This window comes from Parasphingorhabdus litoris DSM 22379 (genome assembly GCF_020906275.1).
GTDB classification, from domain to species: Bacteria; Pseudomonadota; Alphaproteobacteria; order Sphingomonadales; family Sphingomonadaceae; genus Parasphingorhabdus; species Parasphingorhabdus litoris.
In genome coordinates this window covers 2111422-2136265 of record NZ_CP086727.1, presented here as the reverse complement: position 1 = coordinate 2136265, position 24844 = coordinate 2111422, and the positions used below count along the sequence as shown (strand labels likewise).

24 protein-coding genes, 1 tRNA gene and 1 pseudogene are annotated in these 24844 nt (G+C 54.0%); 16 read left to right on the top strand and 10 right to left on the bottom strand.

Annotation, left to right across the window (positions count from 1 at the left end; genetic code table 11):
* Window positions 1–107 precede the first annotated feature (107 nt).
* The 3 genes from BS29_RS10295 to BS29_RS10285 are packed head-to-tail and all read left to right on the top strand — an operon-like array spanning window position 108 to window position 3717.
* On the top strand, window positions 108–1397 hold the full coding sequence (locus tag BS29_RS10295) for a 3-methyl-2-oxobutanoate dehydrogenase (2-methylpropanoyl-transferring) subunit alpha (protein ID WP_229953567.1): 1290 nt from the start codon (window positions 108–110) through the stop codon (window positions 1395–1397).
* Window positions 1398–1405: 8 nt separating this feature from the next.
* The gene (locus BS29_RS10290) at window positions 1406–2419 is read left to right on the top strand and encodes an alpha-ketoacid dehydrogenase subunit beta (RefSeq protein ID WP_326838458.1); all 1014 of its coding nucleotides are present in this window, start codon (window positions 1406–1408) and stop codon (window positions 2417–2419) included.
* Window positions 2416–3717, top strand: a complete 1302-nt coding sequence (locus tag BS29_RS10285; protein WP_229953565.1) for a dihydrolipoamide acetyltransferase family protein — start codon at window positions 2416–2418, stop codon at window positions 3715–3717. The genes BS29_RS10290 and BS29_RS10285 overlap by 4 nt, the downstream gene beginning before the upstream one ends.
* A 146-nt stretch (window positions 3718–3863) precedes the next feature.
* Here the strand turns inward: BS29_RS10285 and BS29_RS10280 are convergent, their stop codons facing one another.
* From BS29_RS10280 to BS29_RS10265, 4 genes are all read right to left on the bottom strand, one after another.
* Window positions 3864–8963 carry a DUF11 domain-containing protein gene (locus BS29_RS10280; RefSeq protein WP_229953564.1) on the bottom strand — a complete coding sequence of 1700 codons (5100 nt, stop codon included), beginning with the start codon at window positions 8961–8963 and terminating at the stop codon, window positions 3864–3866.
* A 73-nt stretch (window positions 8964–9036) separates the two neighbouring features.
* Complete coding sequence (locus tag BS29_RS10275) at window positions 9037–10137, bottom strand: hypothetical protein (RefSeq protein ID WP_229953563.1); 1101 nt, start codon at window positions 10135–10137, stop codon at window positions 9037–9039.
* Between the two features lie 68 nt (window positions 10138–10205).
* Window positions 10206–10694, bottom strand: a complete 489-nt coding sequence (locus tag BS29_RS10270; RefSeq protein WP_229953562.1) for a hypothetical protein — start codon at window positions 10692–10694, stop codon at window positions 10206–10208.
* Between the two features lie 9 nt (window positions 10695–10703).
* Window positions 10704–11717 carry a DUF11 domain-containing protein gene (locus BS29_RS10265; protein ID WP_229953561.1) on the bottom strand — a complete coding sequence of 338 codons (1014 nt, stop codon included), beginning with the start codon at window positions 11715–11717 and terminating at the stop codon, window positions 10704–10706.
* A gap of 423 nt (window positions 11718–12140) precedes the next feature.
* Between BS29_RS10265 and BS29_RS10260 the strand changes: the two genes are divergently transcribed.
* Window positions 12141–12217: transfer RNA gene (locus tag BS29_RS10260), tRNA-Asp, on the top strand.
* Between the two features lie 26 nt (window positions 12218–12243).
* On the opposite strand, the gene BS29_RS10255 is transcribed toward BS29_RS10260, so the two are convergent.
* From BS29_RS10255 to BS29_RS10240, 4 genes are all read right to left on the bottom strand, one after another.
* Window positions 12244–12495: a DUF2842 domain-containing protein gene (locus tag BS29_RS10255; protein WP_229953560.1), complete on the bottom strand. Its 252-nt coding sequence runs from the start codon at window positions 12493–12495 to the stop codon at window positions 12244–12246.
* Complete coding sequence (locus BS29_RS10250) at window positions 12492–13001, bottom strand: 5-formyltetrahydrofolate cyclo-ligase (RefSeq protein ID WP_229956854.1); 510 nt, start codon at window positions 12999–13001, stop codon at window positions 12492–12494. Before BS29_RS10250 ends, BS29_RS10255 begins: the two co-directional genes overlap by 4 nt.
* Window positions 13002–13287: 286 nt before the next feature.
* Window positions 13288–13653 (bottom strand): cell division protein ZapA, encoded by a 366-nt coding sequence (locus tag BS29_RS10245; protein ID WP_229953559.1) that lies wholly within the window; start codon window positions 13651–13653, stop codon window positions 13288–13290.
* A 1-nt stretch (window position 13654) separates the two neighbouring features.
* On the bottom strand, window positions 13655–13846 hold the full coding sequence (locus BS29_RS10240; RefSeq protein WP_229953558.1) for a hypothetical protein: 192 nt from the start codon (window positions 13844–13846) through the stop codon (window positions 13655–13657).
* A gap of 228 nt (window positions 13847–14074) precedes the next feature.
* On the opposite strand from BS29_RS10240, the gene tkt reads away from it, so the two are divergent.
* From tkt to thiE, 7 genes are read left to right on the top strand one after another with little or no spacing between them, the layout of a single operon-like run.
* The gene (gene tkt, locus BS29_RS10235) at window positions 14075–16021 is read left to right on the top strand and encodes a transketolase (protein ID WP_229953557.1); all 1947 of its coding nucleotides are present in this window, start codon (window positions 14075–14077) and stop codon (window positions 16019–16021) included.
* Window positions 16022–16058: 37 nt separating this feature from the next.
* Window positions 16059–17063, top strand: coding sequence for a type I glyceraldehyde-3-phosphate dehydrogenase (gap, locus tag BS29_RS10230; RefSeq protein ID WP_229953556.1), 1005 nt, complete (start codon window positions 16059–16061; stop codon window positions 17061–17063).
* A gap of 18 nt (window positions 17064–17081) precedes the next feature.
* Window positions 17082–18272 (top strand): phosphoglycerate kinase, encoded by a 1191-nt coding sequence (locus BS29_RS10225; RefSeq protein ID WP_229953555.1) that lies wholly within the window; start codon window positions 17082–17084, stop codon window positions 18270–18272.
* A complete protein-coding gene (locus tag BS29_RS10220; RefSeq protein WP_229953554.1) occupies window positions 18269–18772 on the top strand; it encodes a GNAT family N-acetyltransferase in 504 nt (167 codons plus the stop codon). The genes BS29_RS10225 and BS29_RS10220 overlap by 4 nt, the downstream gene beginning before the upstream one ends.
* Before the next feature lie 15 nt (window positions 18773–18787).
* Window positions 18788–19681 (top strand): fructose bisphosphate aldolase, encoded by an 894-nt coding sequence (locus tag BS29_RS10215; protein WP_229953553.1) that lies wholly within the window; start codon window positions 18788–18790, stop codon window positions 19679–19681.
* Window positions 19682–19718: 37 nt separating this feature from the next.
* Complete coding sequence (locus BS29_RS10210; RefSeq protein ID WP_229953552.1) at window positions 19719–20387, top strand: hypothetical protein; 669 nt, start codon at window positions 19719–19721, stop codon at window positions 20385–20387.
* Window positions 20380–21012: a thiamine phosphate synthase gene (thiE, locus tag BS29_RS10205; protein ID WP_229953551.1), complete on the top strand. Its 633-nt coding sequence runs from the start codon at window positions 20380–20382 to the stop codon at window positions 21010–21012. The genes BS29_RS10210 and thiE overlap by 8 nt, the downstream gene beginning before the upstream one ends.
* A 6-nt stretch (window positions 21013–21018) precedes the next feature.
* On the opposite strand, the gene BS29_RS10200 is transcribed toward thiE, so the two are convergent.
* On the bottom strand, window positions 21019–21222 hold the full coding sequence (locus BS29_RS10200) for a hypothetical protein (protein WP_229953550.1): 204 nt from the start codon (window positions 21220–21222) through the stop codon (window positions 21019–21021).
* A gap of 103 nt (window positions 21223–21325) precedes the next feature.
* Entirely contained in the window at window positions 21326–21598 is a 273-nt protein-coding gene (locus BS29_RS10195; RefSeq protein WP_229953549.1) for a hypothetical protein, read from the bottom strand.
* Window positions 21599–21680: 82 nt separating this feature from the next.
* Between BS29_RS10195 and efp the strand changes: the two genes are divergently transcribed.
* From efp to BS29_RS10170, 5 genes and pseudogenes are all read left to right on the top strand, one after another.
* The gene (gene efp / locus BS29_RS10190; RefSeq protein WP_229953548.1) at window positions 21681–22241 is read left to right on the top strand and encodes an elongation factor P; all 561 of its coding nucleotides are present in this window, start codon (window positions 21681–21683) and stop codon (window positions 22239–22241) included.
* Between the two features lie 140 nt (window positions 22242–22381).
* Window positions 22382–23200 (top strand): inositol monophosphatase family protein, encoded by an 819-nt coding sequence (locus BS29_RS10185; protein ID WP_229953547.1) that lies wholly within the window; start codon window positions 22382–22384, stop codon window positions 23198–23200.
* Window positions 23201–23305: 105 nt separating this feature from the next.
* On the top strand, window positions 23306–23680 hold the full coding sequence (locus BS29_RS10180; RefSeq protein ID WP_229953546.1) for an NADH-quinone oxidoreductase subunit A: 375 nt from the start codon (window positions 23306–23308) through the stop codon (window positions 23678–23680).
* 41 nt (window positions 23681–23721) lie between these two features.
* The gene (locus BS29_RS10175; RefSeq protein WP_229956853.1) at window positions 23722–24237 is read left to right on the top strand and encodes a NuoB/complex I 20 kDa subunit family protein; all 516 of its coding nucleotides are present in this window, start codon (window positions 23722–23724) and stop codon (window positions 24235–24237) included.
* A gap of 1 nt (window position 24238) precedes the next feature.
* A pseudogene (locus BS29_RS10170) lies at window positions 24239–24844 on the top strand (NADH-quinone oxidoreductase subunit C); the annotation flags it as partial.

Below are 24844 nucleotides of genomic sequence, written 5' to 3'. Positions count from 1 at the left end.
TAAATCATAGGGCAGCTATGTTGACCTTTTGACTTGAATGAAATAATATAACAATCAGTTGAAATAAATATTGCGCTGCAGCAATGCGGCAAAGCAGGAGATTTTGGATGGCTGAAGACAATAGCAAGACCAATTTGCCGCCATTATCCTTGCACGTCCCGGAACCCAAATATCGTCCTGGTGACACCGTTGATTATAGCGATGTGACTATCCCGAGAGCCGGTGACCAACCGCGACCTGATGTTAATAGCGCGCCAGCTGCGATGCGCGAGATGGTCTATGACATGGTACGCGTTTTGGATGATGATTATAAAGCGGTTGGGCCGTGGGATCCCAAACTTTCCGATGATACGTTGTTAAAGATGCTCAAGACGATGGCTCAGGTGCGAGCATTTGACGATCGTCTGCACCGAATGCAACGGCAGGGCAAAACCAGCTTCTATATGAAATGCACAGGCGAAGAAGCAACATCCGTCGCAGCGGCGATGGCGCTTGATAGTGATGACATGTGCTTCCCGAGCTATCGTCAGCAAGGCATTTTGTTTGTTCGTGGTTATCCGATGGTCGAAATGATCAATCAGATTTTCTCGAACCGGGAAGATAAATTGAAGGGCCGCCAGCTGCCAATCATGTATTGTTCTCGTCGGTTGGGATTCTTTTCCATTTCAGGCAATCTCGCGACCCAATATCCGCAGGCTGTGGGATGGGCGATGGCGAGTGCAGCTAAAGGTGACACGCGTATTGCTGCCACATGGTGCGGGGAGGGTTCCACGGCCGAGGGAGATTTCCACAGCGCGATGACCTTTGCCACGGTCTATAACGCGCCGATCATCATGAATGTTGTGAATAACCAATGGGCCATTTCTTCCTTTTCCGGTTTTGCGGGCGGAGAGCGAACCACATTTGCAGCACGGGCGGCCGGATATGGAATTGCAGGTTTACGGGTGGATGGTAATGACCCGTTGGCCGTTTACGCTGCAACCCAGTGGGCGGCCGAACGGGCGCGTACCAATAACGGTCCGACATTGATTGAGCATTTCACCTATCGCGCTGATGCACATAGCACGTCGGACGATCCGAGTGCTTATCGCAGTGCGCAAGAACGGGAAGAATGGCCTTTGGGCGATCCGATTACCCGATTGAAGCGCCATTTGATCCATCGTGGTGTGTGGAGCAAAGAGCAGCATGAAGCGCTCGACAAAGAATGTATTGAAGCGGTGAAAGTGGCAACCAAAGAGGCCGAGAAGAACGGCATATTAGGGCACGGTTTGCACCAGCCGTTTGAAACCATGTTCCAGGATGTCTTTGAAGAAATGCCTTGGCATCTGAAGGAACAAAGCGAACAGGCGAACAAAGAACGGGAAATCAAATGGCCTGATGCGGAGGCATCTAAATAATGACGACCATGAACATGATAGAAGCCATTAACAGTGGTCTGGACAATATGATGGCGCGTGATGATGATGTTGTCATTATGGGCGAAGATGTCGGCTATTTTGGCGGCGTTTTCCGGGCGACGGCCGGCTTACAGGAAAAACATGGCAAGACGCGGTGCTTCGATACGCCGATTAGCGAATGCGGGATTATCGGTGTGGCTGTCGGCATGGCGGCTTATGGGATGCGTCCTGTACCGGAAATCCAGTTTGCCGATTATATCTATCCCGGGCTCGATCAACTTGTGTCAGAAGCGGCGCGATTACGCTACCGGTCAGCGGCCGAGTTTACCAGCGCGATTACCGTGCGTTCGCCCTTTGGTGGCGGCATTTTTGGCGGACAGACGCATAGCCAGTCGCCGGAGAGCATGTTTACGCATGTCTGTGGGTTGAAGACCGTTATTCCTTCGACGCCTTATGATGCCAAGGGGCTGCTTATTTCAGCGATTGAGGACAATGACCCGGTGATGTTTTTTGAACCGAAGCGGATCTATAATGGCCCGTTTACCGGCTATTATGACAAGCCGGTTGAGCCCTGGTCGAAATTTGAGGCTTCAGAAGTTCCTGAGGATTATTACAAGATACCGATTGGCAAGGCGAACATCGTGCGGGAAGGTGAGGCGGTCACGGTTCTGGCTTATGGGACCATGGTGCATGTCGCAAATGCGGTGGTTGAAGAGCATGGTATAGACGCAGAAGTCATCGATTTGCGTACTCTCGTGCCCTTGGACATTGATACGATTGAAGAGTCAGTCAAGAAGACCGGGCGCTGCCTGATCATTCATGAGGCAACCCGGACCAGCGGTTTTGGCGCAGAACTGTCGGCCTTGGTGCAGGAACGATGCTTCTATCACCTTGAGGCACCGATTGAGCGAGTGACGGGATTTGATACGCCTTATCCTCATTCACTGGAATGGGCGTACTTCCCGGGACCGGTCCGGATTGGCGAAGCTTTGGATAAGATAGTCGGGGAGCTGACATCATGAGCATTTATACGTTCAACCTGCCGGATATCGGCGAAGGCATTGCCGAGGCGGAGATTGTCGCTTGGCATGTGAAGGTTGGTGACCGGGTCGAGGAAGATGACCAGATTGCCGACATGATGACCGACAAGGCAACGGTAGAAATGGAAGCGCCGGTATCGGGAACGATTGTTGCTGTTGCGGGGGAAGAAGGCGATATCATTGCCATCGGTTCTATGCTGGTTCAGATCGAGGCGGAAGGTGACGGAAGTGCCGCGGAAGCGGGACGGTCGGAAAGTGACGCGGTGGCCGAAAGTGGCGCTATGACGCCGCTTCAAACTACTGAAAATAAACAAGAAACTGAACCAGAGGTGGAGGCTCCAGCGCCTGCACCCGAAGTTGACAAAACCGTTACGGAACCACCCAAAAGTGACGTCATGGCAGCAGAAAATGCGCCATCGAAGAAGGTTCTCGCGACCCCCGCCGTGCGCAAACGCGCCGCGGATCTGGGTGTCGATCTGAGCCTTGTAAAGGCCCAGGGCGAGCATATCCGGCACAGCGATCTCGATGCCTATTTAAGCTATGGCAGCGGGCAGGGCTATCGGCCCGCAGGCGCCTCTCAGAAGCGCGATGATGAGCAAATCAAGGTCATCGGAATGCGCCGCAAGATTGCTCAGAACATGGCGGAATCGAAGCGCCATATTCCGCATTTTTCCTATGTCGACGAGATTGATATGACCACGCTCGAAGACATGCGCGCGGACCTCAATGCCAATCGCGGCGAACGGCCAAAGCTGACCATGCTGCCTTTGATGATCGTCGCCATTTGCAAATCATTGCCGCAATTTCCGATGCTCAACGCCACCTATGACGACGAGGCCGGCCTGGTGACGCGTCATGGCGCCGTGCACCTGGGCATGGCCACACAGACCGATCAGGGCCTCATGGTGCCTGTTATAAGGGACGCACAGGACAAGAATATCTGGCAATTAGCCGCAGAAATCGGCCGTTTATCGGCTGCTGCCCGTGATGGCAGCGCAAAGGCGGACGAATTGTCGGGATCGACGCTGACATTGACGTCTCTGGGGCCTTTGGGCGGTATTGCCACCACACCTGTCATTCAACGCCCACAGGTCGCGATTATCGGTCCTAACAAGATCGTCGAGCGCCCCATGATCATTGACGGCGAGATTCAAGCGCGCAAGCTGATGAATCTGTCGATCTCGTGTGATCACAGGGTCGTGGACGGCTATGATGCCGCCAGTTATGTGCAGGCGCTCAAGCATTTGCTCGAAACACCTGTATTGTTGTTCGCTGAGTGACCCCAAGGCCATCGATCATAGCGCGGCACCCTCAGTAAAGCCGTTACCTCCCCAAAGGTTCCGGCCTTGCCAAGGCTATGCGCTGATCCGATCAGCTTGTTGATCCGCCGACTGAAAGGCAGCGGATTTTAGACGCAACTCACCCCTTAAAGCCCCAGGTTTCCTAAGGTTTGCTGGTCGAATTTCAGGCGGAAGGTGATGAAGGGCCCATCTCTGGTATAGCGACTTTCTTCAAAGTCGCGGTCTTCAAAACCCACCACATTATAGCCGAGCGAGATATAGCCGTTCTTAAACGGTGTGATCCCGATACTCGGTCCCCCGCTATAGGCAATCGTATCGAAATCCGTGCCTATTCGCGCAGTCGCCTGTCCGCCGATATCAATGGTATCGGAAAGGTCGAACTTGACGTCCGCCCCGATCACATTGCTCCAGCCTTTGACATCATCCTCACCAAATTTATCGAAAACATAGCGGCTTCCCCAAAAGAAACTATATTCTCCGGATTCAGTGAAAAATCCGTCATCCGCGTCAATCGGCGTGTAATTGACGCTTAAACTATTGATAATTCTACGAGAAGTGACGTCCCCGTTGACGAGAAGCGGCGCGCCGCCAATCGGTCCGGACGTCCCTGCGGTCGCGTTGCGTACCCGGTCTTCGCGGAACTCGAGTTTCTCAAGCCACGACCAGCGGCTGTCCGCTGGACGATGGGCCCAGCTGGCTTCGGCTTCGATGACCCTTGTGCTGGTGCCGGTTTCATCTTCTGCAACAAAGATGCTTCCGACGGCGCCCAGGGAACTGCCTTCACCAATCTGTTTCAAAACGGCAGAGGAGAATCCATAGCGCTCGCTGAGATCGCCATCGCGATATTCTGCGCGCGATACCCAGCTCCAGTCGTCATGACGATAGGTGGCACCAGCCGTGACAGCGACAAAGTCCTCGGTCAAAGAGCCATCATTGCCCAGGAAACCGCCGGAAGCGACAGGTTGTTCGTCATTAATCACATCGCTGCGGTCAAAACCCCCCAAGGTTTCGTTGCCATCGAGTGAGAAATCGATCGTCCATTTGTCGTCGAGCGGAATAGACTGCGTAAGCCCGTAAGCCGCAAAGGTGCGTGGTCCAAATTCGGTAATTTCCTGTTGATTGGCGCTGACCACTGCACGGGCGCCATCCCACGGCGCGACATCGACACCGATCCGGGCCGTGCGGGCATCGATGTTTTCGCCGTCGGCAATCTCGTATGTGCCGACCAATTTGATATCATTGGTGATCGCATAGCGCGCCGTGACAGAGTGACGGGCAGGGAAGTCTATGCTCTCATCCTGTCCGCCCAATGCGAATTCGGTCTGCGCGTCGAGTTCGAGCTTGCCGTCAAACAGTCGTTGCGTCGCACCAAGTCGCGCTAATGTTGAGCGATTGACCGTGCCGTCCGACAATCTGTCTTCGGCATGGACGACGCCAGCGCGCAGGGCGGTATTGTCGTTGCGATATTCGATTTCCGCTGTTCCAGAGCGCCGACGGGCGTTGGAAGTCAGGAAGTTTTCCTGATAACCGCTAGCGGCAAGCGAGAGTTTGTCACTCAGACGCACCCGCGTATCGATTCCGAATTTGCGCGTGCCGCTTTCTGCAGCGTTGAGTTGACCTAGGCCAAAGCCCGCGGATTGTTGACGGACATAGGCGAGCACGTCGAAGTTAGAGCCATGATGCTCGGCCTCGACCAGCCAAGCGACGGCGCTATCCGCACCGCGTGGCTCACCGTTCAGCACATCGGCATTCTTGTCTTCGCTGTCACTGGAGGCGACCTCTGCGCGGAATTCCGTTTTCAGATTGGGCCGGTAGCGAACATCCACGCCGACGAGATCGCTTTTGACGCTTTCATTCTCATCATGGATGGCAGTTGCACCAATTTTGAACTTCTTGTCCTTCGACTGATAGGTCAAACGTCCACCAGCGTTCAGATCGCGGCCGCCCACGCCCAATACTTCATATTCGGCAATGATGAATTGCGGGTCGAGGCCGCTGCTGCGGCTCAAAATCGGCTCACGGAAACGCAAGGTGCCAGCGAGATAGTCGATGTCGTAATCGATATGGCGCGTTAGTTCTTTGCGCTCGACGATACGGTCAGAGCGCAGGCGGTCGCGGGTTTCCAGCGTGATACGCTCGCTGTTGGCGATGATATCACGGGTGGAGAGGGCATAAGGGCCGGACAGGCCGTTGCCCTGAATTTCCTCACGCCGGAAACGATTGGCGGCATCCGCACCAAAGGCCAGCGCGCTGACCTGATCGCTACGGTATTCAGCCTTCACACCGTTAAAGGCGCGCTGATAGCGGGCCAGTTCCGGTTCATTGATGCCGGTCTCATAATCACCGAACAGCGCATAAAATTGCGGCCGTTCAAGTTTTAGATAGAGTCGGCGCACCGATGCGGCGTCATAGCGTTGCTCGGACCGATCAGCATAGACCGTGTAGTAGCGGCGCGGATCAATGACGCCGGCGAAGCGTGTTTCATCTTCCTCTTTGTCGGTGTCATAAGCCAGCGTCATCAGCCATTTGCCTGTAACCCGGCCTTTGGCGTAGAGCGCGACACGGCCATCGAGATTGATGTTGTCATCATCCTCGGTCAGATCTTCCAGACGCTCGTCGAGGGTGTTGAAACCCACGGTTCCTGCGGCAAAGCCGACCACTGTCCATGGACGGTTCCCGGGATCAAGCCAGGTTTCGATACGCTGTTCGCGCGATACTTCGCCATCGCGGAACGGGAAAGTAATGCTGACAGAGCCGGATGCGGTTGTCGGCGCGAGTTCGATATAGGCAATGCCTTCATCGCCCTCAACGCGCCACACAGGGGCGCCGCGTTCCAGGCCGGAAAGCTGGTTCGCCTGTTGTGCATCCACCTCAATGGCGGGGGCATAGGGGGCAGGGACGCTGAAATCGCCGGTTGCGCCGTGATGGGCCGGGCGGCCGTCACGATCCGTCAGGCGCACGGCCAGCACAGGCCGGGTAACGCCGTCCGCGATAAGAACGGATTTGTCTTTGAGCAGTTCTGCATTGAGCGGGCTCGCCGAATAGTGGACTTCGCGGGTCAGTTCCTCGACCAGCTTGCCGTTCTTGTCCAAAACCCGCGCTGTGAGCGTGTTTTTGCGGTTTTTAATGTCCAAGCCGCGCCAAATACTGATCTGTACCGATCCATTGGCGCTTTTCTCTTTGCCTTCAAACGACAGCGGATTGACCTTTTCGCCGTTGAGCGAGAGTTCCACACGTTGACCTTTGCGATGCTTCACCGCCGCCCGAAGCGATTTAACCCGTGGGTTATACCCGGTTTCGGGGAAGACAAAGGCGATGCCCGGCGCCTGGCCAGCGAGCCAGTTACGCTCGGCACCAGCAGCTTCCTGATCGGAAAGAGTTTTTGGTTTCTCGTATTTTTGAGCAGTCGTGACTTCACGTGCAGCGACCCCTTTAGCCCGGAAATCTGCGCGTTTCAGAGCGCCACCGCGGCCTTCGACAAAGCGCGATATGTCGCTGCCTGCGGCGCGGGTATTCTGCGCACAGTTGATCGGAGCCAAATCGGCAGGGAAAGTCGATGGATCGACCTGAACGACGTGCAAACCGGGTCTGATGCCCTCAAAATGATAGCGACCATCTTCGTCCGTGACGGTGTAGGTTCCGTCCTGCAGCATGACGCGAACACCGCCAATTCCCGCGGCTTTGCGCGGGTCAACATCGCATCCGCCGTCGGTAATCCGGCCGATAATCGTGAATCTTTCGGAGATGCCGTCCCTTTGTATGCGCACGGGCACACTGGCAACAAGGCTTTCGGCGCCGCGGTTATCGCGCGCTTGGGCCGTGTTGATTGCATCTCCTGGGCTAGCGTCCTGACGGACTTCAGCCAAATAGGTTAGTAATCCGCTGCCTGCTGGGGGCAGGGCGGGCACATTGACAGAGAAATTCTGTCCGTTGGGCGCCACAATGGGCGTTACGAGGGCGCCATTATAGCGTACGGTGTCCACGCGCAGGCGCATGGCGTTCGGCAGCTGATCCTCAATCGTTATCGCACCGGTTGTCCGTACCGGATCGCTGTTCTGCACGGTGACCCGATACTGTATGGCATCTCCCGGGACGGCAATCGCTGTCGATGCCTCCTTGGTGATGGTTATCGGCACGCCAGGCCTGTCGAGCGGGATATCCACCCGGACCGGGGCCGGATCCTCCAGCGTGATGATCCCGCCATAAGAGCCATCCACGATGGTGAAGGGCAGGCCGTCCGTACGCCGGAAACCCGCCAGTTCTTCAGGCGTGGCCGCCGATGGCGCTGTATAGGGCGCTGGGGGCTCTATCAGCAGCCTGTACTGGCCGGGACGGGCAAAGGGGAAGCGATAGAAGCCTTCGGTGAAGTCATACACATTGCCGCCGCTATCGGTCACGGTTCCGCCGGAAATCACTGTGCTGGGGAACACAGAAACGCCGTCATCACCGAAAACCTCTGCTGGCAGGCCCGTAGCGACGTCTATGAGCGTCACCCGTGTGCCATCGACAGGGGCGCCATCGCCGCTGTCGAAGGTTTCACCAAAGGGATCGATCAAAATCCCGACTTCGACTGTGCCAATGGCACTACCGCTGACCTCGTCAATACCGACATCGAGCTGATCGCCAGGCTGCACGGAAAGGACGCAATCGCCCTGAACCGGCGCAGGCGGTATCGCTGCGGTATTGATCATGCCAACGAAACGGCCGCTATTAGGCTCAGTTTCAACGATATTGATGGTCTCTTGGTCGCCAGAAGGCGTCGTGAGAACAATATCGAAACTATCGATAGCGGCACTGTTCAGATTCCTGTTTGGGGCAAGAACTGAGACAATTAGTGGCTCTCCAGCGCGGATGCTGCTCGTTGGGGCGATTGCAGCCGGACTGGTATTAACTCCAGAAAACGCTCCGCGAAGCTCAACGGGGACATTGCCGCCGGAGCCTCTGCAGATTGTTCCTGGAAGATTAAGCTGTTCCGCACCTGGCGGATCATCAAAACGATATAAAGTGATCTCTGGTGGTACAGTTGGGGGTGCTACGACCTGAATATCGACGCGATTAGACGGGGTTTGCAGGCGTGTGCTGCCGACATCCCATTCCGCCTCTGCGACATTGGTTATAATAGGGAAGCTTTGGGCGTGTGCAGGAACCATAGAGGCAGGCGCGATCATCGCCCCTGCAGCAAGTGCCAGACTGACTGGCTTAAAAAGATTGGTTAACCAACGCATCCAAAAAAGGGGCCAAAAAAAGGGGAGGTGGCGACTTTCCGAATAGCCGGAAAGCCGCCACTTTCCTCATTTTTTAGTCCACCGTTGCCCGGAAGAGCAGCGTTTCAGTGGCGCCCGCAGCGACATCGCCAAGGTTGCCGCTGATGATGCCGCCGGACTCGCCCAGACCGCTTGCATCGGCGTTGGTGCCGCTGCCGTCACAGGCAAGAGCAGAAACAACACCGTTTGCGGTTGGAATGGTGGCTGGTCCAGAAACTGGAGCCGTCGCGTAGAAGGACAGGTCCAGAGCGGAAATATCATCCGAAATGCTAACGCTTGTTGCAGTCGCACTGCCGGTCGCGTTGGTTACAGCGATACAATATTCGATAACCGCACCCGGAATGGATTTCGGGTTGCTGCTACCATTTACCGGATCCCACAACACGGTGCTGGACTTCACAACGCTGACATTGGCGGCAGAAATCACGAAGTTATCCGTGTCAGAAGCCGATGCATTGACATATACGTTGTCGATATTCGATGCAGCGCCGGTACCATCTTCGGTATTTGCGCCGGCGTTAACGGTGTAATCACCACCAAGGCTTCCGCCTGTAGCACCCTCTTTGATGGTGGCAGTCAGTGTGATACCTGCGGCATCACCGGTTGCGAGACCCAATGGGATATCGCCGACAACATAGACGGTCGCATTGGCATCTTCAGCCAGCTCGTCGATGAATGTCGCGGTGTCTTCTGCTGGCTGATAGCCAGGAGTTGCGCCGGATTCGACGAAAATCTGCAGGCCCGTAACATCAAAGTCATCGGTACCGCTGAATGGTGTCGCAGCGCCTGTTGTTTGCTGAGCAGCGCTCAATTCGAAGTCAACCACATCGTTTGAATCGTTGGTCACCGTATAGGTCAGGAAGGCCGGGTTCGGCGCGCCTGCGGTCTGGCCTGGCGTGACCGATTGGGCAGCGCCATTGGCTTCCGAAACGGTCAAATCAAGCTTACGGTCAACCGTAAACGTGTCAGAATCGGTTTCAGCCGTCTGAGATACGCCGCCAACCTGATAGTTGACGGTAACATTGTTGGTAATCGCGTCGCCGGCGGTCGTTCCTGCAGCAAATGCCGGGTTTGCACCCAGCATTGCGGCAGTAACAGCGCTTGTGGCAACGAGAAGTTTCAGTTTACTGGTCATTACTGATCTCCTGTTTCACTCTACTGTGGATCGCCTTCACCCCCGCGGCGATCCGATACGGTTTGCGGTCATTTTACTGTCCCGCGAAATACAAGTTTTCCTTCCGAACCCACGGAAAGGGCACGATTAAATTTCCACTTGATATGCGTTACGTCGCTCATCAGGGCAGGGCGGACCTCCCCATTTTCGCGCGTATATTTAAGAGCCGAAAGCGGCCCCCAGTTTTTGCCTCCGTCTACGGAGACAATTTCGGTGCCATCAGACGTTCCATTGAACGCGACCGCTTTGGGGAGCGGGTTGGTGACAGAGAAATCGGTGGCTGGCGTGGTGCCAACATTCTTATATTTGACAACGAAGACGAGATTATCGCCTGGAATGACCGTTTTTGGCGCTTCCAGCGTTACAGCGGTCGTGCCATTTGGTTTCTTGACCGTGCGTTCGACAAAAACGTCGCTCGACAGCGCAACATTATTGGCAGCCATGGCAGCACTTGGTGCCATTCCTGGAATTACCAGGGCAGCCACTATTGCGAGACGCTTTAAAAGGTTGATTTTCATGATCATTCCTCAGTCAATCGTTACTTGAAAGGTGATGGTGCGCGTTTGTCCGCCGGGCACAGTGCCCAGGCTGACCGCTATTTCGCTGCCATCAAATGAGCCGGCATCGGCATCCGCATCGCTGTCGGTCAGGGAAGCCCCTTCCAATGTGATGGTTCCGGCCGTGTAGGTTGTGTCTGCCGGTATATCGTCAGTAATGTTCAGATTGGTCAGGCTGCCCGAACCGGTAATCGTTGCAACCAGTTGATAGGTGATCGTTGCGCCTGGTACGGGCTGGGTTCCACCGAATTGATCAACGATGGTGGCACTTTTTACCAGTGCGACCTGTGCCGCCTGGATCAGGAAAAAGCTGCTATCTTCGCCGTCAGCACCAGTTGAGCCGACAACAGCGTCGCCGCCGCCATCACCTTGCCCTGCAAAACTTGTTCCCGGAGCGCCGCTACCGGTAGTCGCTACAGCAGAGAGTTCAACTTCGGCACGTTGCCCATCTGTTGCAGAAACCGGAATATCGGAAAGGATGAAGATGCTGATACTGGCATCTGCTGCCAGTACAGGGTCGTTTGATCCGGGTGAGTATAGAGTGTCCACTCCTGGATCGAAAACGCCGTTGCTATCCGCATCGAGGTAGATAACGGCATTGCTGGTATCAAAATCATCACCGCCTTTGGCTGTGTCAGCCGAAAGCGTAAATGCTTCACTACCATTTCCTGTATTGGTAACTTGATAGCTTGTGACTTGCTGTGTGGCACCGCTGTCTACAGCAATATCGCCGGGATCACTCGATGCGACGGTGACATCAAGCAATTCATCAACTGTGATTGTAACGGTATTGGAATCAACAACAACGGAACCGCCCGGCCCGTCATAGGTCGCCTGTGCGACATTGACGATATCCGTGCCAGCGATCGTACCAGCTGCATGCGCGCTGGGGGCTCCGATTGCAAACGAACCGGTTCCGGCGACCAGCGCCATGAAGGCACTGATACAGCGGTGTCGTCGAGACAGGTTTTTAATCCTAAGCATCTTTGTTCCCACAAATTTCTTGCGTTCGCTATGCGGGAAAAAGGAAAATATTTAGTAAACATGACGTCAAAAACCTGGATGGGGTGACGTCATGAAAACTCTTGAAAAACCGGGGTTTTTTAGAGTTAACATCTATGTTTTTTAGCTTTTGCTTAACGCTGTTTTAACTGTAACAAAATGTAACAGCGGCAAACATATGTAACATGTCTGTCCGGAATGGACCTTTCGGATAGTGTCGCGGTTAAATGCCCGATGACGTCAAATTGACGTCAACTTGACCCATTTGACGGAACGATTTCCTTTGTGAATTCAACGTCTGGCAAATTTTCTTTGAATCTTTGCAAGAGTGTTGTTGACAGTCAGGCAGAGCTCTTATACTTGCGCTTCTCCACTGCATAGCAAGGCACATATGCCGATGCTTAAGCGGGTGTAGCTCAGTTGGTTAGAGCGCCGGCCTGTCACGCCGGAGGTCGCGAGTTCAAGTCTCGTCACTCGCGCCATTGCCTCAAAAGAGGCGAATGGCGGTTCAGGAACGGAATTTCCCGGTATTTATCCAAAGCAGCAACGGTTTGATCGGATATATCCAGATAATCCCGGCAATCACGTAGATCGGCAGCTGCAACCAGAAATTCAGATCGCTGATCCAGTCTATCAAGCTGACGACAATGCCGCTCCAGATCAGAATGAAGACCAGCATTAAGATCACCCCAACCGGTGCGCGCCAATTGGGCGAATCCGGTGGATTATGAGGCGTTTTATTGTCGGGTTCTGTCGTCATGACGTCATCTCAACTCTTTGAATTATTTCAGATTCTGTCACAATCATCTCCAAAGTGACGTCATGAGCCTGCATTGGGATATTATCCGCTTCTTGTACGGACCATGCGAGGCCTATTCGCGTCGCTTTCGGATAGTTTTCAAAGGTTCGGTCATAATGCCCTTTGCCTTGTCCGAGTCGACCCATGGACCGATCAAAGGCAATCATTGGAGTGATGATCAAATCTGGCGTTACAACAGGACAATCGGCGCCAGGCTCGGAGATATTCTGATATCCGGTTTCCAGCAATTCAATATTGTCGACCTGGCGGAATTCCAACGGGGAATCCCCCGTAACCACTGGAAATGCAATTATTTTCCCGATTTCGATGCAATATTCCGCCAGTCTCGCCGTCGGTGCTTCAGAGCCCATTGCACTGTACAGCGCAATGACTTCGCTTTGCTCGATCAGTTTCGCTAAAGGGGAGGGGGGGCGGCGGAATGCCAAGCCCTTTGTCGCGGGATCCAATTGACTATGAAAAGCATCGCGTCGCCGTCGATATTCTTCACGTAAATTCTTCTTATTATCTGATAAGTTATTCAAAAAATGATCTTTCTTGGAGAAAGGTGACGGGACCGCCAGGGTCGTTTGCCGGAAAATCCTCTGACGCCTATTACGTCAGGTGGGCGCCATATGCTTCGAACCCGACTTCCGAAAAGCCCGCAATCCGAGCAGGGACAGCTCCCTTGGATGTTATATCGCCTCAGGGATGTTCGCTTCTGGCTCGTGCCAGGCAGTACCCGTCTATGGCTATCTAGGGGCTATTGCTGCCTTGCTCAAGGCTGTTCGCAAATGCTTCGGCGCGATCCGCCAGTTTTTCGAGGGCGAGTAGCACGCGTTCATCCTCGGCATCATTGGTTTTCTGCGGCTTATTGGCCGGAGGGATAGCGGCCTGGGGTGTCGGGCTATTGCCTGCAGCCGTTTTGGTGCCATGCAGCTCGTCAGCAAGCAACAGTGAGGTAAACAGCAGCATACGGCTTTCTGTGAGGCCGGCAGGGTCGCCCGCTTCCCCTGCTTTTGCGTCCACCATTGCGCCCAATTTGCCAAGATGCTCCTCTTCGCCATCCTGACAGGTGACCATGAAAGAGCGACCGCCGATTTCCAGCTTTACCTGTGCCATATCAACGCTCCTGTTGGGCGATCAGCCCGTCAATCGTATGGATAGCCTGTTTCATTTCCTCTTTGAGGGCCGCATGGCGCTTTTCCAGCGCTGCGTCAGGCTGATGGCTAGTCGCGGTTTCTTTGGCCGTCTCTATGCGGCTAAGCGCCCTTTCTATCCGGCCGATCGCTAGGATCACTCGTTCGTTTTCCATGACTTGGTTCCGACTTATAAGTTATTGTGTTTCATTGGTAACAATCTAACGCCGCTGCGTAAACAACAGATCGGTGAAGCGCAGCCTTGACGATATGAGCGCAGGCCAGCAAAGGGTGTGTCAAATTGGCGAATCGGTAGATTTCCAAAGTCCACCGTTGTCACAACCTGATCACTGCTGGGGGATCCGAAAAACATGGCCGTTTCCGAGAAAATTTCTGAAAAAACTATGGCAAATGCCATTCGGGCGCTGTCCATGGATGCGGTCCAGGCGGCCAATAGCGGCCATCCCGGCATGCCGATGGGAATGGCCGATGTAGCAACCGTGTTGTTCAGCGATTTTCTAAAATATGACCCAAAAGCCCCGAAATGGGCGGATAGAGACCGGTTTGTTCTGTCAGCGGGCCACGGCTCCATGCTGATCTACTCGCTTTTGCACCTGACTGGCTATGAGCGTCCGACTTTGCAGGATATCAAGGATTTCAGGCAATTATCATCTCCTTGTGCCGGTCACCCTGAGAATTTCAAGCTGGAAGGCGTGGAGGCGACTACTGGGCCGTTAGGGCAGGGTTTTGCCATGGCCGTGGGCATGGCGATTGCTGAGCGGCATCTAAACGCGCATTTTGGTGATGATCTCGTAGACCACAAAACCTGGGTTATTGCCGGCGATGGCTGCCTCATGGAAGCGATCAACCATGAAGCGGTCGGCTTGGCCGGTCATCTGCAGCTGGGCCGCCTTAACGTTCTGTGGGACGATAATGGCATAACCATTGATGGCGGCACGGAATTATCCACAAGCGAGGATATCCCGGCGCGTTACCGGGCTTCTGGCTGGCATGTCGTGTCCTGTGACGGGCATGATTTTGACGATATTCGCAAGGCGCTGAAAGAGGCTGAGGCAGATCCGCGGCCCTCGCTCGTGGCTTGTAAGACGGTAATTGGCTATGGAGCGCCCACAAAACAGGGGACTTCCGCGACCCACGGCGCGCCGCTCGGGGATGAAGAAATCGCTGGAACGCGGGATGCATTGGGCTGGGATCATGAACCTTTCGTCGTTCCTGATGATGTGCGGGGCGCCTGGCTGGCCTTGGGAGAAAAGGGCGCAGTGGCACATGAGGCCTGGAATACAAGGCTTTCCAGCCATGGCGACAAGGCAGAGTTTGAGCGCCGGATGTCCGGTGCTTTGCCGGATGGCAGCGCGATGCAGGACTACCTCAACGGTCTGGCAAAGGATCCGCCCAAGGTTGCCACCCGCAAGGCCTCGGAGATGGCCTTGGGCGCGATAACCGCCGCTCTGCCAGAGATGGTCGGTGGCAGCGCGGATCTTACAGGTTCAAACAATACCAAAACTTCGTCTACTAAGCCATTGACTAAAGATGATTATTCTGGGCGCTATATCTATTATGGTATCCGTGAATTTGGCATGGCTGCCGCCATGAACGGTATGGCACTGCATGGCGGCATCATCCCCTATGGCGGTACATTCCTCGTCTTTACCGACTATTGCCGAGGCGCGATGCGGCTTTCGGCCATTCAGAACACGCGGGCAATCTATGTGATGACCCATGACAGCATCGGATTGGGCGAGGATGGGCCGACCCATCAACCGATTGAACATCTGCAAAGCCTCCGCGCTATGCCGAATATGCAAGTTTTCCGGCCTGCCGATGCGATTGAGACAGCGGAATGCTGGGCATTGGCGATCAAGCGGTCCGAAGGGCCTTCGACGCTGGCTTTAACCCGTCAGGGCCTGCCGCCGTTACGCCATGACGTCAGCGTAAACCATTGTGAAAAAGGGGCTTATTGCATTAAGCCTGCGGAGAATGAAAAACGGGTTGTTCTCATTGCCACGGGTTCTGAAGTATCGCTGGCAATGGACGTTGCGGCGGGGCTGGAAGCTAATGGCGTTGGTGCGGACGTGATATCCATGCCCTGTACCGAACTATTCGACGCGCAAAGCGATGCGTATAAATCAGAACTGCTCGGTGACTCCGGAATATTACGGGTTTCCATTGAAGCCGGAACTACCTTTGGTTGGGAACGCTACACAGGGCTCGATGGCATGCGCTTCGGTATAGACAGCTTTGGCGCATCTGCACCGATCAAAGACCTGTTCGAACATTTTGGTCTCACGGCAGACGCAATTACACCGCAAATAATGACAAAACTGGGCTGAAAACAGCTAAAAACTGGAATTCAAAGGAGCAACATCTATGACAAAAGTAGCAATTAACGGATTTGGTCGCATCGGTCGTTTGGTGGCCCGCGCTATTCTTGAGCGTCCGGACTGCGGGCTCGAGCTGGTTGCGATTAACGATCTTGCCGATGCGAACGCCAATGCGCTTTTGTTCGGTTATGACAGCGTCCACGGCCGTTTCCCGGGCGAAGTGAGCGCCGATGGCGATAGCATCATCGTCAACGGCAAGAAAATAGCTGTTACTTCGGAACGCGAGCCAGGCAAGCTGCCCCATGGCGAAATGGGCATTGATATCGTTCTGGAATGCACCGGTTTCTTCCAATCGGTCGAAGCGGCGCAACCGCATATTGACGCAGGCGCAAAACGCGTTTTGATCTCCGCACCGGCAAAAGGTGACCTGAAAACGGTCGTCTACGGGGTGAACCATGACGTATTGACGTCATCGGATGTCATTGTTTCTAATGCATCTTGTACGACAAACTGCCTGGCACCGGTTGCAAAGGTATTGAACGATGCGGTTGGCATTGAGCGCGGTTTCATGACCACGATTCACAGCTATACCAATGACCAGCGCATGCTGGATCAGATGCATAGCGATATGCGCCGCGCCCGTGCTGGTGCGGTCAACATGATCCCGACCACCACAGGTGCTGCCCGGGCGGTTGGCTTGGTGCTTCCAGAGCTTAACGGCAAGCTGGACGGCTCTTCGGTTCGTGTACCGACACCGAATGTCAGCTTGGTGGACCTGGTGTTTACGCCAGGCCGCGACACCAGCGTAGAGGAGATCAACGCAGCGCTGAAAGCCGCAGCAGACGGGCCAATGAACGGCGTTCTGGTTTTCGAAGACAAACCGCTGGTATCCAGCGATTTCAATCATCAGCCAGCCAGTTCTTCGGTGGACAGCCTTGAAACCACCGTCATGGATGGCAAGCTCGTTCGCGTTGTTAGCTGGTATGACAATGAATGGGGTTTCTCCAATCGCATGATCGACACAGCGGGCGTTATGGCAGGTTTGCTCTAAACAGAAAGGTTCTGAGCAATGGCTGGCAACAATTTTAAAACGCTGGATGATATTGGGGATGTGACAGGAAAGCCCGGCCTTGTCCGGGTGGACCTGAATGTCCCAATGGCAGACGGCAAGGTAACCGATGACACAAGGTTGAAGGCGGTTGTTCCAACTGTCACGGAACTCGCAGATCGCGGCGCCAAAGTGCTGTTGCTGGCCCATTTCGGGCGGCCAAAAGGCAAGGCGGATATGCAATATTCGCTAGAGCCTGTTGTCGCGCCTCTTGCCAAAATCCTTGGCCGCGATGTCGGCTTCATGCAAATGCCAGATCGCGATACGATAGATGCGTTGCCTAATGGTAGTGTTGTCGTTGTTGAAAACAGCCGTTTTGCGCCGGGTGAGGAGAAAAATGATCCGGGCATGGCCAAGGCCATTGCCTCTTTCGGGACATTTTACGTCAATGACGCCTTTTCCGCTGCTCACCGCGCCCATGTCACGACCGCAGGTTTGGCGGATCATCTGCCCGCCTATGCCGGGCGTTCCATGGAGCGGGAACTGAGCGCATTGAACAAAGCGCTCGGTGACCCTGAGCATCCGGTGGTGGCGGTTGTTGGCGGTGCGAAAGTTTCCAGCAAACTCGATGTTTTGCGGCAAATGGTCGAGAAGGTGGATCACCTGATCATCGGCGGCGGGATGGCCAATACTTTCCTGGCGGCGCGCGGTGTGGATGTTGGCAAATCGTTGTGTGAGCATGACCTGACCGATACCGCCATTGAAATATTGGACGCGGCCGACAGAGCGGATTGCACAGTGCATCTGCCCTATGATGTGGTTGTCGCGAAAGAATTTGCACCCAACCCGCCAACGCGCACCGTCAATGTGCATGAGGTTGCCGAGGATGAAATGATCCTCGATGTCGGCCCGGCAGCGGTTGAAGCCCTGTCCGATGTGCTGAAAACCTGCAAAACACTGGTCTGGAACGGACCCATGGGCGCGTTTGAGACACCGCCCTTTGATATGGCGACTGTCGCTCTTGCAAAAACAGCGGCGGCGCTGACCAAGGAGGGCTCCTTGCTCTCCGTTGCTGGCGGCGGCGATACGGTTGCTGCGCTCAATCATGCCGGTGTGGCCGATGATTTCAGCTTTGTTTCGACGGCAGGCGGCGCTTTCCTCGAATGGATGGAAGGCAAGGAATTGCCGGGCGTAAAGGCCCTGCAAAAATGAACATCCGGCCTGCAGAAGATAAAGACAGGCCGATAATCGCCGATATCCATGCGCGCAGCTGGCAAGAAAACTATCGCGACTATTTGTCTGATGACCTGCTCGATAACCGTCTGTCCGAAATGATGGCCGATCGTTGGGCCAATATGGACATTGGCGCGCAGGACATTGTGCTGGTGGCTGAAGATGATCAGGTACAGGGTTTTGTTGCCGTCTGGGATGACGAGATGCCCTATATCGACAATCTCCACGTTAGCAGCGACTGCCGATCCAAGGGCATTGGCCGCAAATTGCTCGCCGCAGCCGCCCGTGCGGCCAAGGCAAATGGCCGCAAAACGATATGGCTGCACGTGGTTGTCGGCAATGACCGCGCCCGCAACCTCTACACCCGTCTGGGCGGCGTTCCCGACGGGGTTGAAGACAAAGACCTTTATGGAACCATGGTTCCGAACGAGCGCATCTTATGGCGGGATATCAACATTCTTGCTGAACAATCAAACTAGATAAGGACGAACTTCATGCATGATCCGAAGATGATGGACAAAATCGAAAATGGCGCTGGCTTTATTGCGGCCCTCGACCAGAGCGGCGGTTCTACGCCAAAAGCGCTGAGAGGCTATGGTGTTGAAGAAGATGCCTATTCCAATGATGATGAGATGTTTGCCCTGATCCACGGCATGCGCAGCCGGATCGTGACCGCGCCAAGCTTTGGCAGCGGCAAAGTAATCGGCGCGATCCTGTTTGAAAAAACCATGGACGGCGAAGCCGATGGCAGGTCTGTTCCAACTTTGCTTTGGGAACGCGGTGTGGTGCCATTCCTGAAAGTGGACAAGGGTCTGGAAGACGAAGCCGATGGCGTTCAGATGATGAAGCCCATGCCGGAACTGGACGCTTTGCTGGAGCGGGCCAAGGCAAAAGGCGTGTTTGGAACCAAAATGCGTTCGGTCATCAATCTCGCTTCGCCAACGGGTATTGCAGCGATTGTTAAACAGCAATTTGATGTTGCCAGCCAGATTCTGGACCATGGCCTGATGCCGATGATCGAGCCGGAGGTGAACATCAAGGGCGCAGAGCGTATGCAATGCGATGCAATCTTGTTGGAAGAAATTACTAAGCAGCTCGACGCGCTGCCAGAAGATCGCAAGGTGATGTTGAAACTGTCGATCCCCGCAGAAGCCAATTTATATGCACCGCTTGTCGATCATCCCCGGGTGGCTCGCGTTGTGGCTCTTTCAGGCGGTTTCTCCCGCGATGAGGCTTGCACAGAGCTGGCCAAAAATCGCGGTATGATCGCCAGTTTCTCTCGGGCGTTGCTACAGGATCTGCGGCATAGCATGACCGACGAAGAATTTGATGCTTCGCTCGGTGGTGCGATTGATCAGATTCATACGGCTTCTATGGCTAAGGTCTAGAATCCCCCGCGGTTTCAAATTGTCTGAGAGGTGTTGTTTGACAGGTTTGTTTCGTAATTTGGCGCTATTTTTGGCTGTTGTTTCCGCTTGCAGTCTAAACATATCGCCTGTTTATGCTTGCTCGGTTGTTCGAGGCTACAAAGTTCCCACAAATCTGGAATTGGCCAAGACTGCAGATGTGATTGTTATTGCCAAGGTCGTTGGCAAAAAGGTCGGCGAGAATCAATTTGACGGTAGTGTGATTGCTCGACCTTATGCTCTTCTAAAAGGATCAGCATTACCTAAGGAAATCGAAATTCCTGGAGCATGGTTGGAAACTGACCTTGATCAAAGAGCAAAGAGAAGTGATCCGAGGGAATTGAGAGAGCCAAACCCTGATGCAATGATTGGTGGATGCGTGAGATACATTTTTGCGAAAGGGATGAAGCTAGTCCTTTTCCTTAAGGATACAAATCAAGGGAGTTTTGAACTCTATCGCAGCCCTTTTTCACGAGACGCCGAGGATGTTAGCGGTGAAAACTCACTTTGGGTCAAGGCAATCAAAGAATATATAGTGATTGGTGAACTGCCCAAGCGCGAACAGAAAAAACGGATCCGCGCTCGTATCAAGGAACTGGAATTGCAAACAGATGATCCAGATGCTTTAGCAGTTGCGGGGGATATGGCTATAGAGCTCTCTGGAAAACGGCTTCCTCCTTATGACTGAAACCTATGGTTGCCAACTCTATCTTATTTCACCGCTCGAAACGAGCGGTGATTTTCCCGACCAGTTGCGGTCTGCGCTGGAAGCCGGACCGGTTGCTGCGTTCCAGTTTCGCGTGAAAGATATCGATCGAGACGAAGCGGTGCGCCTGGCAGAACCGCTTAAGGACATATGCGATGCGCATGATGTGGCCTTTGTCGTGAACGATGATGTCGCGCTTGCTAAGCGCCTGGGCGCTGATGGTGTGCATCTGGGGCAGGGGGATGGTGACCTGAAAGACGCGCGGGCACAGCTGGGGGATCAGGTGCAGATAGGTATTACCTGCCATGACAGCCGCCATCTGGCCATGGAGGCAGGCGAGGGTGGTGCGAACTATGTCGCCTTTGGTGCCTTTTTCCCGACACAGACAAAGGAAACGCATCACCGGCCCGAAGCCGATCTGTTGCAATGGTGGTCCACGATGATGGAAATCCCCTGTGTGGCTATTGGCGGGATTTCACCGGATAACTGCAAAGCACTGGTGGACGCGGGTGCTGATTTTCTAGCGGTCAGCGGTAGTGTGTGGAACGATCCCAAAGGCCCTGCGCATGCCGTAAAGCGCTTTAATGAAATTTTGTTGGCAGACTAAATCTGTTCAGGACGAGCTTCTGGTGACGCCGAGATTCGATGTCACATAATGGGCAACAAATCGGTCCATGGAAGGCAGAGTAAAATTGGGAAGTTGTTCCAATTCTCTTACATAGCCGGGAAGCGGTATGAAGGTGCTTACTCTACCATCGCGGATGGAATAGCCAAATAGACCAGCAGCAACGGGTCGGCCTCTTTGCCTGTCCGACATAGGCCAACTTTCTGAGCGGTCGATGGTATCTGCTTGTGCCATATCGCTTAGTTACAATGATGTCAGTGCAGCGTATTGTATGAAAAAGACAGGTAGGGATGAATTAGGGCTTGGTAACGAAATAGCCCTTATGACTTTCGAGGAAATTTCTCACGAAACTCTCTTCGGAAGGCATGCCAAAATGAGGCATGCGCTCAATTTCACTTAAGAAACCGCCAAGGGATGGCCGCGCTGCGGAAGGCGCGCGCGCTATCGACGCGCTAAACAAACCCGCAGCGGGAGCAGTTATTTCTTCGGTTGGCACCGAGCCAGGGATATCTTCCATCAATTGCCGGGTAGAACGGGCATAGCAATATGTATTGTATGAAAACGCCATATCCGGTTCTTGCTACGCTTGCCTATATGCGTGGACCGTTATAGAGGGCCGCAACACAAGATTAGCGAAAGCGAGATGTTCGATGAAAATCAGCGGCGTAGATATCCGTCCCGGCAATATTTTGGATTATGAAAATGGCCTTTGGAAAGTCGCCAAGATTCAGCATACCCAGCCTGGTAAGGGCGGTGCTTACATGCAGGTGGAGATGAAGAATCTGGTGGACGGGCGCAAAACCAATGTGCGGTTCCGTAGCGCCGACACGGTTGAGAAGGTGCGGCTGGACACCAAGGAATTTCAATATCTGTTTGCAGATGGTGATATGCTGACCTTTATGGACAAGGAAAATTACGAGCAGATCACATTGCCAAACGATTTGCTCGGTGATGCTGCTGAATTTTTGCAGGACGGCATGGATGTGATGCTCGAGCTTTACGAAGAGAAACCAATTTCCGTTCAGCTACCTGATCAAATCGAAGCTGAAATCGTTGAAGCCGATGCGGTCGTGAAAGGCCAAACGGCTTCGTCAAGTTACAAGCCGGCTGTTCTGGACAATGGTGTGCGCGTCATGGTGCCACCATTTATTTCGGCTGGTACGCGGATCATTGTCGATGTTTATGCCCGCGAATATGTTGGTAAAGCTTAGTTAGCCTTTAAGTCCCTTGCCTAGAGTGAGGGATTGGGGTGGAATTGCACCATCCCGGAAATTTAAAGCTGGCACTAAGTCAGCTTTCTCATATCCCACCCCTTATCCCCTCCCTTGATTGGGAGGGGTGGAGTTTTGAAATGCCTGCACATTCTGCCCTTATTACCGTCATGGAACGCGCCGCTCGTAAGGCGGGATCGCGTCTGCGCCGCGACTTTGGTGAAGTGGAGCATTTGCAGGTTTCCAAAAAAGGCCCCGCGGACTTCGTGTCCAAAGCCGACATGCGGTCGGAGCGTATCCTTTATGACGAGCTGTCAAAAGTGCGTCCCGGCTGGGGTTTCGTTCTGGAAGAAGGCGGCATGATCGAAGGTGAAGAGGGCAAACCACGCTGGATTGTGGATCCGCTGGATGGCACCAGCAATTTTCTCCACGGCATTCCACATTTTGCAATTTCCATAGCTGTGCAGGAACGATCCTATGATGGCAAAGGCTGGGGCAAGATTACCAGCGGCCTTATTTATGAGCCCTTGAATGATAACACATGGTGGGCAGAACTGGATCGCGGTGCGTATCTTGGCGACAAGCGTTTGCGCGTATCCGCGCGCCGCGAGCTATCGGATGCGTTGATCGCCACCGGTATCCCGTTCAAGGGACATGGCGATCTTTCCGATTGGTCTCGCATTTTTGGAGCGATTGCACCGCAAGTCGCTGGCATCCGCCGCAATGGTGCTGCAACGCTTGATCTCGCCTGGCTGGCAGCGGGCCGGTATGATGGCTTTTGGGAAGCGGATCTGCAAGTTTGGGATGTCGCTGCGGGGATATTGATGGTACGCGAAGCCGGAGGTTTTGTGAGCGACTATACCGGCGGCGATCAACCTATCGGACAGCGTGAAATACTGGCTGCAAACGAGGCGCTTCATACCAAGCTGCACAAAATTCTCGCCAAGTCGCTACTCTAACCATGTAGTCAGCGATAGATAGCGCCAATTCGAGCCATTTGGCCCTTGCAGCATGGCCAGCCTGTCCCTAAAAGCGGCCCAGAATTTTAGAGAAACGAGTCTTTTGTGGTCGATCTTTCCGAATATGCCCCGATCCTGCTTTTTCTTGCAGTGGCCCTCAGTCTGTCTGCCCTTTTTGTTTTTCTACCCATGGGTGTGTCACGACTGACCGGGACACATAGCCCGGATCCTGAAAAACTGTCCGAATATGAGTGCGGTTTTCCCGCTTTTGAAGACTCGCGCAGCCAGTTTGACGTGCGCTTTTATCTCGTTGCTATTCTCTTTATCATTTTTGATCTGGAGGCAGCCTTCCTGTTTCCCTGGGCGGTCTCCCTGGGACAAATTGGCTGGATCGGCTGGTCGTCGATGATGATCTTCCTCATAATCCTGACGGTAGGATTTATTTACGAATGGAAAATGGGAGCGCTCGATTGGGAGTAGAAACTGGCAGCAACGTTATCCTGAATGCGGATGGTACGCCAATGGCCCCAAATACGCAGCCAGATGAAGCGTTTTTCAAAGATCTGAACGCGGAAGTGAATGACAAGGGTTTTCTTGTCACGTCCACCGAAGATCTGTTCCAATGGGCGCGTACCGGTTCGCTCTGGTGGATGACCTTTGGTCTCGCCTGCTGTGCGGTTGAGATGATCCACGTCAATATGCCGCGCTATGATATGGAGCGTTTTGGTATCGCGCCGCGCGCCAGTCCGCGTCAGTCGGACGTGATGATTGTGGCGGGTACTTTGTGCAACAAGATGGCACCAGCCTTGCGCAAGGTTTATGACCAGATGTCAGAACCCAAATATGTCATTTCCATGGGCAGCTGTGCCAATGGCGGCGGCTATTATCACTATAGCTATTCGGTGGTGCGCGGTTGTGATCGGATCGTGCCGGTGGATATTTATGTGCCGGGATGTCCGCCAACAGCCGAAGCTTTGCTTTACGGTGTAATGCAGTTGCAGCGCAAAATTCGCCGCATCGGGACGTTGGAGCGTTAATATGGCAAACGGGGCTCCAACCATGTCCAGCAACGAAGGCGTTGCTGCCGCTCTCGCGAAATCCCTGGGCGCGGCCGTCCTTGATACGGTCGAGGCCTATGATGAAATCAGCTTCACCGTTGATCGCAAAAAATTGCCCGATGTGATGGCCAAATTGCGGGACAAGCATGAATATCAGCAGCTCGTTGAGATAGCCGGTGTTGACTATCCGGATCGGCCGGAGCGTTTCGAGGTCTGCTATCATCTGCTTAGCCTGACCAAAAACCATCGTGTTCGGGTGAAGGTAACAACCGACGAAGACATGCCGGTGCCGACAGTAACCCATATTTGGGAAGTGGCTGGCTGGCTCGAGCGGGAAGTGTTTGATCTCTACGGCGTGCTATTCGACGGCAATGCGGATCTGCGGCGCATCCTGACCGACTATGGTTTTCAGGGGCACCCGTTCCGCAAAGATTTCCCGCTCACCGGCTATGTCGAGATGCGCTATTCCGAAGAAGCCAAGCGGGTGGTTTATGAGCCGGTGAAGCTGGCGCAGGATTTCCGAAGCTTCGACTTTATGTCGCCCTGGGAAGGTGCGGACTACATCTTGCCCGGTGATGAAAAGTCG

What these genes read in the sequence shown, in the direction of transcription:
- BS29_RS10295 (WP_229953567.1), top strand. Translation starts at nt 108, where the DNA reads ATGGCTGAAGACAATAGCAAGACCAATTTGCCGCCATTATCCTTGCAC.
- BS29_RS10290 (WP_326838458.1), top strand. Translation starts at nt 1,406, where the DNA reads ATGAACATGATAGAAGCCATTAACAGTGGTCTGGACAATATGATGGCG.
- BS29_RS10285 (WP_229953565.1), top strand. Translation starts at nt 2,416, where the DNA reads ATGAGCATTTATACGTTCAACCTGCCGGATATCGGCGAAGGCATTGCC.
- BS29_RS10280 (WP_229953564.1), bottom strand. Translation starts at nt 8,963, where the DNA reads ATGCGTTGGTTAACCAATCTTTTTAAGCCAGTCAGTCTGGCACTTGCT.
- BS29_RS10275 (WP_229953563.1), bottom strand. Translation starts at nt 10,137, where the DNA reads ATGACCAGTAAACTGAAACTTCTCGTTGCCACAAGCGCTGTTACTGCC.
- BS29_RS10270 (WP_229953562.1), bottom strand. Translation starts at nt 10,694, where the DNA reads ATGAAAATCAACCTTTTAAAGCGTCTCGCAATAGTGGCTGCCCTGGTA.
- BS29_RS10265 (WP_229953561.1), bottom strand. Translation starts at nt 11,717, where the DNA reads ATGCTTAGGATTAAAAACCTGTCTCGACGACACCGCTGTATCAGTGCC.
- BS29_RS10255 (WP_229953560.1), bottom strand. Translation starts at nt 12,495, where the DNA reads ATGACGACAGAACCCGACAATAAAACGCCTCATAATCCACCGGATTCG.
- BS29_RS10245 (WP_229953559.1), bottom strand. Translation starts at nt 13,653, where the DNA reads ATGGCACAGGTAAAGCTGGAAATCGGCGGTCGCTCTTTCATGGTCACC.
- BS29_RS10240 (WP_229953558.1), bottom strand. Translation starts at nt 13,846, where the DNA reads ATGGAAAACGAACGAGTGATCCTAGCGATCGGCCGGATAGAAAGGGCG.
- tkt (WP_229953557.1), top strand. Translation starts at nt 14,075, where the DNA reads ATGGCAAATGCCATTCGGGCGCTGTCCATGGATGCGGTCCAGGCGGCC.
- gap (WP_229953556.1), top strand. Translation starts at nt 16,059, where the DNA reads ATGACAAAAGTAGCAATTAACGGATTTGGTCGCATCGGTCGTTTGGTG.
- BS29_RS10225 (WP_229953555.1), top strand. Translation starts at nt 17,082, where the DNA reads ATGGCTGGCAACAATTTTAAAACGCTGGATGATATTGGGGATGTGACA.
- BS29_RS10220 (WP_229953554.1), top strand. Translation starts at nt 18,269, where the DNA reads ATGAACATCCGGCCTGCAGAAGATAAAGACAGGCCGATAATCGCCGAT.
- BS29_RS10215 (WP_229953553.1), top strand. Translation starts at nt 18,788, where the DNA reads ATGCATGATCCGAAGATGATGGACAAAATCGAAAATGGCGCTGGCTTT.
- thiE (WP_229953551.1), top strand. Translation starts at nt 20,380, where the DNA reads ATGACTGAAACCTATGGTTGCCAACTCTATCTTATTTCACCGCTCGAA.
- BS29_RS10200 (WP_229953550.1), bottom strand. Translation starts at nt 21,222, where the DNA reads ATGTCGGACAGGCAAAGAGGCCGACCCGTTGCTGCTGGTCTATTTGGC.
- BS29_RS10195 (WP_229953549.1), bottom strand. Translation starts at nt 21,598, where the DNA reads ATGGCGTTTTCATACAATACATATTGCTATGCCCGTTCTACCCGGCAA.
- efp (WP_229953548.1), top strand. Translation starts at nt 21,681, where the DNA reads ATGAAAATCAGCGGCGTAGATATCCGTCCCGGCAATATTTTGGATTAT.
- BS29_RS10185 (WP_229953547.1), top strand. Translation starts at nt 22,382, where the DNA reads ATGCCTGCACATTCTGCCCTTATTACCGTCATGGAACGCGCCGCTCGT.
- BS29_RS10175 (WP_229956853.1), top strand. Translation starts at nt 23,722, where the DNA reads ATGGCCCCAAATACGCAGCCAGATGAAGCGTTTTTCAAAGATCTGAAC.